This window comes from Flavobacterium microcysteis (assembly GCF_006385255.1).
Lineage (GTDB): Bacteria > Bacteroidota > Bacteroidia > Flavobacteriales > Flavobacteriaceae > Flavobacterium > Flavobacterium microcysteis.
This window is the reverse complement of the sequence record NZ_VFJE01000056.1, coordinates 643,599-657,558: the sequence shown is the minus strand read 5'-3', so window position 1 is coordinate 657,558 and position 13,960 is coordinate 643,599. Positions and strand designations below refer to the sequence as shown.

Sequence of the window (13,960 nt, the reverse complement as noted above, 5' to 3'; positions counted from 1 at the left end):
CGCATTAAACAAGTACGGCCCTTACTATTAACAAAAATTTATTAACAAATTATTAGCGATATTTTCATGTATTAGGGAGTGGTATTTAATAAAAAGCATAACTCCAATTTCTTGTTATTATTATACGCTGATTATTTGTTGAATAAATAGTATTTTTGCAATCCATTTTTATACAGAATATGAGTTTTCAAAAAGAAATAGAAAGAAGAAGAACTTTTGGGATTATTTCGCATCCCGATGCCGGAAAAACAACACTGACAGAAAAATTGCTTTTGTTTGGAGGGGCAATTCAGGAAGCTGGTGCCGTAAAGAACAACAAAATCAAGAAAGGTGCGACTTCCGACTTTATGGAAATCGAGCGCCAGAGAGGAATTTCGGTTTCTACCTCTGTTTTGGCATTCAACTATAAGGATAAAAAAATCAATATTCTTGATACGCCAGGTCACAAGGATTTTGCAGAAGACACTTATCGAACGCTTACAGCCGTTGATAGTGTTATTGTTGTTATTGACGTAGCAAAAGGGGTTGAGGAACAGACAGAGAAATTAGTTGCTGTTTGCCGAATGAGAAATATCCCGATGATTGTTTTCATCAATAAATTAGACCGTGAAGGAAAAGATGCTTTCGATTTGATGGATGAAGTGGAGCAGAAATTAGGATTAACGGTTACACCATTGAGTTTCCCGATTGGAATGGGTTATGATTTCCAGGGAATCTATAACTTATGGGAGAAAAACATCAATCTTTTTAGCGGTGACAGCCGTAAGAATATTGAAGAGACCATTGCCTTTTCTGATGTACAAAATCCTGAATTGGAAAAAATAATTGGTCAAAAACCGGCTGATAAATTGCGTGAAGAACTGGAATTGATTGATGAAGTTTATCCAAAATTCAACAGAGAAGCTTATCTTGAAGGAAAGCTGCAACCTGTATTCTTTGGTTCTGCCCTGAATAATTTCGGAGTTCGTGAACTTTTGGATTGCTTTGTTGAAATTGCACCGTCTCCAAGACCAAAAGAATCAGAAACCAGACTGGTTGATCCATACGAAAGTAAATTATCTGGATTTGTATTTAAAATCCACGCCAATATGGACCCTAAACACAGGGACAGACTGGCTTTTGTCAAAATCGTATCGGGTACATTTGAAAGAAACAAACCTTATCTTCACGTACGCCAGAATAAAACTTTAAAATTCTCCAGTCCTAATGCTTTTTTTGCAGAGAAAAAAGAAATCGTCGACATCTCCTATCCAGGTGATATTGTAGGACTTCACGACACCGGAAACTTCAAAATTGGAGATACGCTAACGGAAGGCGAATTGATGAGCTTTAAAGGAATCCCTAGCTTTTCACCGGAACATTTCCGTTATATCAACAATGCCGATCCGTTGAAATCAAAACAGCTTGAAAAAGGTATCGACCAGCTGATGGATGAAGGTGTGGCCCAGCTTTTCACACTGGAACTGAATAACAGAAAAGTAATTGGAACAGTTGGAGCCTTGCAATATGAAGTTATCCAATACCGACTGGAGCACGAATACGGGGCTAAATGTTCGTATGAAAACTTCCCGGTACACAAAGCTTGCTGGGTAAAGCCTGACGATGCCAGAAATGAAGAATTCAAAGAGTTTAAGCGTATTAAGCAAAAGTTCCTGGCTCACGACAAATACGGGCAGTTGGTGTTCTTGGCCGATTCTGATTTTACAATACAGATGACTCAAAACAAATACCCAACCGTAAAATTGTTTTTTACTTCAGAATTTGATTAAATCTAAAATCATTAATAAAAAAAAGGCTGTACGATGTACAGCCTTTTTTTGTTTTGACACTATAATAATTAAGCTTTTTTTGCTTTTCCTTTCATAAAAGTGTAACCCAAAACTACACCTGCCAAAAGCATTGGCACGATATAATCGTTGATAGGTGCTGGCGTTGGATCTTCATCATCTGGCACTTCTGTTGGATTTTGTGCAAAAGATGCTGTGCTTAAGAATAATAAAAGTAACAAGCTAGATATTTTTGTTGTAATTGAGTTTTTCATATCTGATGGGAGTATTAGTAAACGATTTTTTTGTTAGCAGTTCCATTTTCTACAGTAGTAATTTTGACAACCAAAACCTGATTGGCAATAGGAAGATTAGCTATTATAGCAGAAGAAGTATCGACATTATTTTTTATATAAATAAGACGACCGCTCATATCATAAAGCTCTATATTCTCCATAATGTAATTTCCGGAATTGATAACCAAAGAACCATTTTGTTTGTATACTACAATATTGTTAGAAGAAATTGCAGGAACCTTAACACCAAGAGCAGCTCTATAAACAACTTCAAAACGATTGTTAAATACACCTACTGCAGAAGCAAATGAATAAGCGCCTAACTTAAGATTATGAAGCTGTCCTGCAACGTTGTCTCTTAAGAAAACTTCCTGACTGCCTGCAAAAAGTCCGTCAACATGATCAATTGCAATAGTATAGTTTCCGGCAACATCTGTTTTGAAGCTCATTGGAACAACATCATCAGATGTAAATGGAAGGCTTCTTCCCTGAATTGCGAATTCTTGATTTTCTATATAAGAAGTGAATGCTACTGGACTATCGTTAAAATACCTACCTTCAATACCATAATCAACTCCTGAAGTAGCACCTGCCATATAACCTAGCAAAGTTTGCCCAACAACGTCAGTTCCGTTAGAAAGGTTTAACCAGATTCTGTGTTTTTCCACTTCTGTATTGGAATTTCTAAAGAAGGAACCTCCTGTAGTTGCAGAACGAAGCGCATTAGTAAAGTTCAATGTGTTTTGAGTAGCACCTGATTTTACTTTTACGAAAAATCCTTGACCTGCACTAATCACACCATTTGGATTTAAAGCAGCAGCTTCTGGCTGAGCGCTTGTTACTCCTACTCCTGTTGAAGTAGCATAACCGCTTCCTACAGCACCATTTCTTTTTCTCCAGAACCAGATTGTCCCGTCAATTGCATCTGTGTTAGAAGAAAACAATTGTGCAATTGAAATCGCAGACGGATAAGGGTTTCCAACAAGGTTAAAACCTGTAGTGGCATTTGAAAGTGCTACATTTACACTTTGATTGTATGGAACTCCGGCAAATTCTGCATTGATAGCAGTTCCTGGATTGCCTTCAACATAGGCCGGATGTGAATCGGGAGTTCTGATTAGGTATCCTTTTCCTGCTTCAAAGCTATAAGTTCCTTCATTTTGCGTAGGGAAAATAGCTTCGTAATCACCATTTGTGCCCATTGCAGTATTGTACGTATAAAATCTGTTTGAAAGTGTTGCTGAAGAGAAAGCTTTTAGGTTTTGTCCGATTACAGGAGATGACCATAAAGTATAGTCAAAACGGTACAATGGGTTACTGCTTCTTTTTACTTTGATTGATCCTGTATTGGCAACAGCATTAGCCTGGATTAAATTGGCACCGCTCTCAACAATAAAATTGTTTACACCTGCATTATTCGCAATTGCATTTTCAACAGTCAATGAAGTTCCAGACGCCACAGTAAATACTCCTGAGTTAACTACTAATGATTTAGCTGTAAATGCACCTTGTGGAGCTGCCGCACCTGTAGAGTAATTTCCTGCTATAATAGCATCAAGGGATGCAGAAGGCGTCCCGTTTGACCAAGCCACTCCGTTCCATGTTGTGATTGTAGATGTTGTAGTAACATCAATACTATTTGAATTTGGAGAAACATCGCTTCCTGAAATAGCACGAACTACATAGTGGTATGTAATACCTTGTGCCAGTCCTGAAACAGGATATGATGTTACGTTTCCTACATTTTGATTTTGAATAGCATATACTACAGTTGCTGCTGAGTCAAAGGCATGCGTTCCTAAACCATCGATTGTGTCGGTCGTATAGCTATCCCAATTTGCAGCACTATAAGGAACAACCGGAGATAGTATTGATGATTTTCTTCTTAAAGTAACATCAAGACCCCAATTTGCTGACTGATTAAACACTCCAACTTCATCAATTTGGTTTCCATTCTTAAATAATCCTACGGCATCATTTCCGTTGAAATCCATCGGAGAACTAGTTAAAGTAACATCTGCAACCGCCAAGATAGAAGCATTTGAGCCTGAATTCGCTATTATATAAACTTCACCATTATTTAACGTACCTGAAAGAGCTAAATTCCCTCCATAAGAACCACTTCCGTTAGATTGCTTTCTTAAAGAATAGTTACTTAAATCTACTGGCGCTCCTGTTCCATTGTAGATTTCAATTGCTTTGTTACTGCTTGATCCTTCTACATATTCAGAGATAAACAAATCTGTTGCAGGAGGTCCGGTTACTATTGAATATACATCTAAAGCATAGGATGTGGCGATACTTACATTAGACCAATTTGCAGTAAAACCATTTGATCCAACTAAAGTAGCGTTAGCAGCAACAGGCGAAGGAAAAACACCTGTACCAGACACAGAAACTGTTTTTTGTGTTGCTGTATTAGAATTCACGGTAACAGATCCGCTTTTCAAACCTGATGATTGCGGAGAGAATCTGGCATATACAGGAACATTTGTAACGGTTCCTGAGCCAAAAGGAATTGTCACTGAACTACCCCAACCACTAGTACCGTCAAGGCTTAGTTGAAAATTAGCTGAAGGAGCAGCCACATTGATATTTGCAATTAAGTTTGTTCCTGACACCGTAAAAGAACCATTGCCTGATACTGAACCTACATTTACAGAACCAAAATCTGTTAACTCTGTTACACTTGTTAACACTGCCGGTAAAGAAGAACTGGTTGAAGTTACAAGTAAGTTGTCAATAGAAATCTTATCTCTGTTTCCTCCTCCAGTAGCTGAACCTGCATGGTTGTAAAATCTTAATCTTGCCGTAGCTATATTATTAAAAGCCGTTGGCAATTGAATGTTAGTTATCGAGCCCGAAGAAGCACTTGTTTTTTCTAAAACCTGCGCATCAGTAAGCTCCGTAAAGTTAACATTATCTACACTATAATAAACTCTTAAGGATGTTGGTCTTGTCCCGTTACCATTATCTACAGCAACCCAATCAAAACTTAATGTCCCTGCATTTGAACCTGTAAAATCAAGCAACAAATCTACCGCAACCGCTTCACCATTGGCTGCAGAACCTGTTGACAAAAAAAGTAGTGCTCCTGAACCTTTTTGGACACCTCCTGCTGTACTAGTTGTAAATGTTGCTGATGATTTTGTGGTCTTTTTACCATCAGGTATAGTTCCTGAGCTATTTGCAACTACAGCAGACCAGTTAGACGCACCTACTCCTGATGCAAAATTATTAGTCCAGTTTGCTATATCAGCAAAATCCTGCGAATAATTACCTCCATTCATAGGATAGTATTGAGCATATCCTATATTAAAAAAACCAAGCATTACTATTATTAATGCTTTAGAAAATTGTAATCGTAAAGTTGTTTTCATTCATTAGTGGATAAAGTGAGCTACAAAGTTAACAATTCGTTAATAGAATATTAAACATTCTCATTACCTTTTTGTTAAGAAACCAAATTTTATGCTATTAGACGAAAAAAAACAAACTTTTATCGGATTTGACTTCTTTTTTTAACAATAAAATTCCTTTGTTAACTTAACAAAAATAACTTTATCTCTTAAAAAATGTAAGTTCTTTCTTAAACAAAAAAGCCTCCCGAAGGAGGCTTTTCATTTTATGTCAATAAAACTGATTATTGATTTTTCAATAGTTTAACCATCTTAGACTTGTTGCCTGCAGATACTTCTAATAAATAAGATCCTGCTGGCAAATGAGACATATCAATTTGTGTTTCATTTGCATTTACTGATTTAGTCATCAGCTGCTGACCTACCATATTGTAAAGCTTAAGACCTGTTATGGCTTCGCTGTAAGATACAGTTAAGATATTGTTTACAGGGTTTGGATAGTACTTAAAGTTTGCATTATCGAAACCGCCTACATTAAGCATCGTTCCAGCTTGTACCGGCAATCTCAGAACACTTTCGCAACCACCAACTGTTTGGGCTGCATAGTAAGTAGTTCCTGAAACTAATGGAGTTGTAGCTGGCAATATGTTTCCTAATGTACTTGAATCATACCATACAATTCCAGTACCAGTAACTGCAAAACTAGCCAATGTCGCACCTGTAGGGAAATCTTGTGGAGAAGTACCTGTTGGAGCTGGAGTAACTGTTACAGTTACATTCAACGTTTGAGTTGTAGCACATTGTCCAACAGCTGGTGTAAACACATAGCTTCCACTAGCTGTATTGCTGATTGTTGCTGGATTCCATGTTCCTGTAATTCCATTTGGAGACGTTGTCGCCAATGTTGGAGCTGTTGATCCCTGGCATATAGCTGCGATTGGAGCAAAATTAGGGGTAGTTGATGAAACAATAACAACATTCAATGTTTGAGTTGTCGCACATTGTCCAACAGCAGGAGTAAATACATAACTTCCGCTTGTAGTCATATTAACCGTTGCAGGATTCCATGTTCCGGTAATTCCGTTTGGAGAAGTCGTTCCAAGAGTTGGAGCTGTAGCTGTTTGACAGATTGTTCCGATTTCAGCAAAGTTAGGAGTTACGGCTGGCGTAACAGTCACTAAATTAGTATCTGATGAAGTACAAGTTCCAATTGAGGCTGTAGCTGTATATGTAGTGTTAGTTAACGGCTTAGCGTAAACTTTTGGTGCAGCACTTCCAGCAACGTAAGGAACCGTGGCAGCTGCATCCGTAAACAAGTCGCCTGTTCCTGTTGATGTCCAAGTTATTGCATGCAATAAGTCGAAAGTAATATCAGTTCTAGCACTATACGTATAGTTTGCCGTCATTGCATAAGCATCCATTAAAGCTACAGCTACATTGTCTGATCTGTAGAAAATAGTACTTACAAAAGTTGTAGGACTATGCTTAGCAGTATTATAAGTAGTCGTATTACCACCATTATTGTTAGTATAGTTCATTTCGATAATCAAGTTATCAGTACCATTCCAAGTAAACGGAGCATCTAACACGAAACTATTCAAACCTACTACCGGAGTATAACTAGAAGCAGCCTTAACTGTTGTCATACCAGTCTCCCAAGATGTATTAGAAGGGAAGCTTGCCGTAGCAGAGTTTTTCATCTTTATAACAAGATTAGTAAGAGCATAACTAGTATTAGCTGTAACTAATTCTAGTTTTATACCATTAATTGCTGTATTTGGAACAAAACCTAAAGCTGTCAATTCAGCAGCAGTATAAATCCACTGTTGTTTTGTACCTCCATAATAAGCCTGTAATGGGTTTGGCCCTAATGTTGCTGAAGTAGAACTAGATCCAGATGTAGTTGTACCAGCTCCAGAAAGAACAGAGTACACTGCTCCTGACACTGTTAACGGCTGAATACTGCCCGCACAAACTGTAGGCAAATCAGGCGTTATCGCAATTGCCGGAGGTGTTGAATTTATAGTAACATTTACTGTTGCTATAACCGCACAACCTGATACAGAATTACTAGCAGTAAGCGTATAGGTAGTAGCAGCCGACGTATTAAATATCCATCCTGAAACAGCATTTCCGGAAACACCCGTAGAAGGCGACCATACATAAGTATCATAATCTGCTGCGCCTGCAGTAATTGTTACCGCAGCAGTAGGAGTACCACCACAAACAGCAGCCGGATTACCACTCAAGGTAAAAGTTGGTGCAGTCGTTACAGTAGCAACAACAGGAATTCTAGGTGAAGAACAGATAGATTGTCCGTTGATTATAAATTTAGGTCTGAAATTGGTTGTACTACTTACATCGGTTTCTGACAACATCGCTGCCGGAGTAGCACTGTCTCTCTGTCTGTAAGCTGATGCCACGAATCCAACATCATCTACTTTCAAAGAAGAAGCTGAAGAAGTTGTAGCACTTGGAACACTACTCCATGAGATCGTAACAAGAATATTAGAAGTACCATCCCAGCTGAACACTGAAGTTGAGCCTGCACCAGTACCAAAAGCTAAAGTATTTACCGTGTTAATTACCGGTGTAAATCCACCATTAGTTCCAGTTCCAACATATACCTGAGTCAGTCCTGAATTAATAAAAGTAGTTGTTGGAGCTGTAGCTGCTGATGTATGCGCCAACGACACAGTAAATCCTTGGTAAGTTTGACCTGAAGTTGTAGGCTCAAATCCTAAACTGGTAAAATTAGATATACCTGAAAAACCTGCAGCATTAAGCTCAGATGCTCTAATAATATACTGAGTCTTAGTTCCTCCCCAACTTCCAGGGAAGAAAGTTTGTCCTACAGTAGTTGAATTTGTTGCTCCAGCACCTAACGTATTAGCCGCAGGAGGTGTAGATATTTCGGCAGCAGCATAATAAGTTGTTGTTGCAGAAATCGATGGGGTTGTAAAAGTATTTCCAGTTCCCAACGCAGCACCTCCGGCTGCCGCAGCATACCAATTGATAGTAGCACCTGCACTTGGTGTAGCTGCTAACTGAACAGTTCCTGTTCCACAACGTGTTGCAGGCGTATTTGTTGCAACCTGATGAGTGAAAACAATTTGTACAGGAGTTGAAGTTCCTGTAGCTGGCCCAGCAGAACATGTTACTACGCACTCATAATAAGTAGCTACTGTTGGCACTACAGTCAAAGTAGGTCCGTTAGCTGCTGCGATATCATTATAAACAGTTCCGTCTGTTGAGCTTTTCCATTGGTAAGTAACTCCTGAACCAGAAACAGCATTTTGCAAACTTAGCGCTACTGAAGCACCAGCACAAATTGAAGTAGAAGAAGCTACAGTGTTTCCTGGATTTGGAGTACCGCTACAAGAATTAGAATCTGCAAAAGAAACATATCCTGTGAAATTTGCAGCAGAAATAGGCAAATTAGACTGTGTAGTATTAGGAGCTCCCGCAGTTCCTGCTGCATAAGTAGCAAGACTTCCAAAAGCATTTGTATAAACACCTGCTGGAGTAAGTGCTTGAACCGGGATGCTAGTACTTACAATCGAAGCATCTCCTAATCTTACATTCATGTCATTAATTGTACCAGACATTAAAGGAATTTCCCATCTTCTTGTTGCAGATAAATTAAGCAAACTTACATCTGCTGTACCTGTATTAGAATCAAAAGCTTCTGCTTTAAAGTTAGAAACCGCTGTAGTAGCCGGTGCTAACCAAATTGGTGCATAAGCCGCCTTTCCTACTGGGAAATGTTGGTAAGTAGTATTCGAGTTACCGCTAATGACAGTTCTTGCCAACGGCCCGTTTACATAAGCTGTAGCGCTTCCTCCTACTAATGTTCCAGCAGCTGTAGCCGTTCCTAATGTTAGTAAATTAACGTTAGTCGTATTAACTTTTCCACTTGTAAGCGTTAATGTACCGCTGATTGATAAAGGAACATCTATAGTTAATCCTGTTGCATTAGAATTGTTAACTGTCAGAGATGTCAAGTTAGCAGTAGTAGTAGTTGCTGAATTTCTGAAAACACCAGATCCGGAAATAGTCTGAGGATTTGTAGATGCTACAGCAGCACCATTATAATCATTGATATTTAATACACTTCCTGCTGTCAAGATACCATTATTAATAAGGTTTCCAGCTAAATGGTGTCCATTACCCATTTGGTAATCTCCTGAAATAATATTCAAGTTACCTTTAATTGGCGTTGTACTATTTGTTCTTACAAATCTATTCGTTCCAATAATTCCAGCATCTACAGTAACATTTCCTAAACCGTAAAGGAAACTTCCCGGGAAAAGATACACATAGAATCCGTTACTTCCTGTAGTACTGCTGTCATTTGACACACCATCCCCGAATTTGATTGTATGGTTAGCACTTGCTGAGTTGTAAGCTCCTCCTTGAGAAATTCTCAATGCATATGTTGAAGTACTTGAGCTTTGAGGAGGATCGACAATAGTAATTGTACCGCCTGTTAAAGACAAGTTAGTAACAGCGTTTGCAGTAATGTTTAATAAATGTGTTCCTGAAGCTACAGAATTAGTAGCGCTTCCAGCATCATTACCATCAATATTGATGTTTCCGCCACTTTGATTGAAAGTAGAACCTCCATTGTGAACCATGTTACCAAAAACGTTTACCGTTCCTGATGTAACGGTCATAATTCCGTTGTTTGCAAAAGTACGGTTATTTGCTCCAGCAGCAGACAGGTTGATTGTACCGCCACCAACTGTAAGCGTCGCACTTGCTCCGTTCGTAATACCAGTAGTGCTTGCTCCAGTAACATTCAAGCTACCGCTAGTAACACTCATAATATTGTTATTTGTAACTGTACCAGAAGCAGTCAAAGAAGCACCAGAAACATTTACTGTACCACTATTTGTAAGAGACGCAAAGTTAAGACTTCCAGTTGCAGCATTCAAAGTACCACCGGTTGCTACTGACAAACCTGTAATAGTATTGGTTCCGTCTAAAGCTACAGTTGTGTTATTAGCAATTGTCACTGTATCAGCAGCACCTGGTACTGCATTCTTGTTCCATGTAGCAGCTGTATTCCAGTTTCCGTTAGCAACAGAAATAAATGGAATATCAGAAGATGAAACACCTATGTATAAAGGAGCAGAAAGCAAGTCTGTCTGAGATACTGTAATTCTTTGTGCACCTGGAGTTGTTGTACCATTTTGGTGCGCTCCTCCAATTGCTGCATTAGCAAACATAACTCTTGCATTTCCATTAGCCAATGCAGGGAATGCATTTTGAGCTAATAAAACAACAGTATATGAACTTGAACTAACAGGAGTTCCTTCATTTGAAACTACCCAGTTCCCATTATATCTGTCGCTTACTGTATAAGCACCATCAGCAACTGCCAAACCGGTTGTAACACCAGAAGCATCATTATACACTACTGCTAATTCGCCAGCAACAGCACCTGTTGCATTGGTTCTTGTAATATACATTGATCTGTTTGCACCAGCACTGTTGATAAATGGATATCTACTTGTTGTAGTAGTAGGATCTGTTCCTGCAGTAATAGCTGATCCTGTTGCAGTGGCTGACCACCATCTTGAGAACTTAGCCCCTGGTAAGAATCCTGTACCAGCCGGAGCAGTCAGGGTATTACCCGCTGCAGCAACACCAAAGGCCATTTTATTTGTACCTAAATTAATTCTGGCTCCCGTAAGGTTTAAGTTATAGGCAACCTTAACATCATTGATAAGCCAGTTGATGTTTGGCGTATTCACCGCATCAGTATTGCTAAATGTTAAGTTTCTGATAACACCAGTACTAAATATTCCAGAACCACTAACCGTTTGTGGAGCAGTTCCACTTAATGTTAAGTTACCCGCTGTAGTCGACCCTATAGAAACATCAATCACACCATTGTTTGTGATATTTCCGGCAACCGTAAGTGTTTTTCCTGTAGTTCCGTTGAAAACATTAAGGAGACTACCTGACGCCACAGTCAGGTTACCATTTACCGTAAAGTTTGTTGGCGTAGTTCCATAAGCTAAAGTACCTTGAACAGAAAGATTATTGATAGTCAAACCTGTCACGTCAAGCGTAACCGTATTTCCAGCAGAAACTACTGCATTGTCAAAAGAATTCGGAACACTTCCTGCATCCCAAGTAGCTGGAGAATTCCAGTTTCCTGTCGCTACAGAAGTAAAAGTTCCTGGAGGATTTGTTGCCTGAACATCCTCTAAGTTTGTACTTTTCCCTCCTTCACTAATAGCATAAACACGCCATGAGTAAGTAGTACTTGGTGTTAAGCCAGTTGCATTGTAAGTAGTTGTTCCTACGTTTACAATACCAGCCTGCGTATAAGTTGCACCACCATCAGAAGATCTTAAAATTACGTATTTTACAACGTCAATATTAGGAGAAGATTCTGCCCAATTCAATGTCATTGATCCTCCGCCTACACTTGAAAAAGATAAAAACGTAGGTGGTGGAATAACCGTAGCTAATGCGTTTCCTGGGTTTCCAGGAGGTATTAACTGGTATACTCTTCTGCTTCCATTCGCAGAAGAATCCAAGTTAGCAATAGCTCCTAAAGCAGCTACAGTTGGATTGGCCGCATATGGATTCGTTACAGAAACTGTATTTCCAGCATACAAAATTGAAGCGAAGCTACCTGTTGCTGTTCCTGTAGCAAAACCAATAGAAGGAGCTCTATTACCAGCTGTGGTTCCTATATCTACAGCAGACATTGCTCCATAAACATACTCTACATTCCCTTTCTCATAAAGTCTCATCTGCCATGTAGAAGTTGCCGCCACACTTGTAGTTGAAGTATAAAAAAGCTGCATGTTCTGGAATTCAACTACCAAAACTCTGTTTGGTGCTGTGCCCGATACTTTGTAATGAATTTTTCCTGTAGTCAGACCCGTTCTTAAATCAGCATTAAAAGCCGATAGTCTTGGAGAAGTAGCTGAACCACCAGTAAGTGTATACGTGTTGGTTGGTGCTGCTGTTGCTCCCAATTGCAAGATTCCATCTTCCTGAACCGAAAACTGGGTAAATCGATTACCCATAAAGTGGAAATCAAATCCAATATTAGTAACGGCCGAAGCAGTTGCGTCAAGACCAGCACCTACCAGCTGTGTCGTTCCTGTACTCATATCAATGGCTCCGCCATTCATATCAAGTGCCAGAGAACCTGTAGTGGAAGTGGCAAACGTATAATTTGCCGAGTTCTGGGCCCAAACTGAATGATTCATAGCCATTAACATGACTATCAAAAACAAGCTAATCCAAGACGGCCTAGCTCCGTGAGAAATAGAATCAGGCCGGGGGTCAGCCAAATTCTCAATCCCTTTTCTGAGTTTAGATGGTTTTCTAAAACTCGAAAGAGTGTAATAATTCATCATAGTTTAAGTAAATTGATTAAAAATAAAGTAAGAACATATGTTAATTGAAACCCATATTACAACAGACAAAAAAGCCTTCTAAAGAATTTGACAATCCCTTAAAATATCTTTTATAATTTGCATAAAAAAATGCGATTCAATCAACACGGAAAATTAATATAATATTTAACACAAAATTAATATTTCAGAAAAAAATTTATGAACAACTATAAAATTACCTGATATACTCAAAAAAACACCTCTTTTTGACACACTTTCAGCAATAAAGCTCAACTTAAAACCATTACAACAAATGCATAACTTTTAGAGAAATTTTGGTTATTTATTTAATTTTAAGACAGTCTATGATTCAAAAAACTTCTGGACTAATCGTAAAACATTCTGTTCAAAGCATAAAAAAACTCTCCATCACTAATTTGAAAAAAGGAAGAAGAGCATTTTTTAAATAAAAACCTTTATAATTGTCTGTTAATCTTTCTAGCCAAAAAGGCCTGCACAACTCAATAAAAATAAAACCATAGCTACAAAAAATCTAACAATGGAATTATTTGACAGTATTGTATCATCATTACGGCCAACTGCATTTGATTCTTTATACAAAATCTTCATCTCAAATAATTTAATACATTAACTCTAATCTTAGGAAAAATTAGCTGGTATGTGGTAGTATCAACAGTATTTGTAATGAAAATTTAATTCAAAGATAAACTTAGAGAAAATGATATCGGAAAAAAAATAAACCCGATGAAGTTCAATAAAAAACGTTGAAGTAGCGTTGTTGTGTTATCTTATACACAAAATAAAAAAGCCTCCTGAAATTCAGGAGGCTTTTTTGTTTATGCTTGTCCGGCAGGACCAAAATTCAGAGGAATTGGAGGTTGTTCCGTGTCTTTTATTTCGCCGTGGGCGCTTTCATAACGGTGGATGTTCTCTCCTATCGCCTTTAATAGTCTTTTGGCGTGCTGCGGTGTCAAAACGATTCTAGATTTCACTTTTGCCTTTGGAATTCCAGGCATAATGCTTACGAAATCCAATACAAATTCTGAAGCTGAATGGTTGATGATAGCCAAGTTGGAATAAATTCCTTCGGCTGTCTTTTCATCCAATTCAATATTAATCTGACCTTGTGGTTGTTTTGAATCGCTCATATC

Annotated in this window: 5 protein-coding genes; 1 reads left to right on the top strand and 4 read right to left on the bottom strand. The window is 38.5% G+C overall.

The window, feature by feature from the left end:
• Window positions 1-179: 179 nt before the first annotated feature.
• A complete protein-coding gene (locus FJA49_RS16530) occupies window positions 180-1,769 on the top strand; it encodes a peptide chain release factor 3 (RefSeq protein ID WP_140002285.1) in 1,590 nt (529 codons plus the stop codon).
• 68 nt (window positions 1,770-1,837) lie between these two features.
• Here FJA49_RS16530 and FJA49_RS16525 read toward each other — a convergent pair whose 3' ends face one another.
• The 4 genes from FJA49_RS16525 to FJA49_RS16510 form a co-directional block, all read right to left on the bottom strand.
• Window positions 1,838-2,041 carry a hypothetical protein gene (locus tag FJA49_RS16525; RefSeq protein ID WP_140002283.1) on the bottom strand — a complete coding sequence of 68 codons (204 nt, stop codon included), beginning with the start codon at window positions 2,039-2,041 and terminating at the stop codon, window positions 1,838-1,840.
• Window positions 2,042-2,055: 14 nt separating this feature from the next.
• Window positions 2,056-5,442, bottom strand: a complete 3,387-nt coding sequence (locus FJA49_RS16520) for a lamin tail domain-containing protein (protein ID WP_140002281.1) — start codon at window positions 5,440-5,442, stop codon at window positions 2,056-2,058.
• A 263-nt stretch (window positions 5,443-5,705) separates the two neighbouring features.
• A complete protein-coding gene (locus tag FJA49_RS16515) occupies window positions 5,706-12,659 on the bottom strand; it encodes an Ig-like domain-containing protein (protein WP_158629498.1) in 6,954 nt (2,317 codons plus the stop codon).
• Window positions 12,660-13,645: 986 nt separating this feature from the next.
• Complete coding sequence (locus FJA49_RS16510) at window positions 13,646-13,957, bottom strand: DUF3467 domain-containing protein (protein WP_056069326.1); 312 nt, start codon at window positions 13,955-13,957, stop codon at window positions 13,646-13,648.
• Window positions 13,958-13,960: the final 3 nt, after the last annotated feature.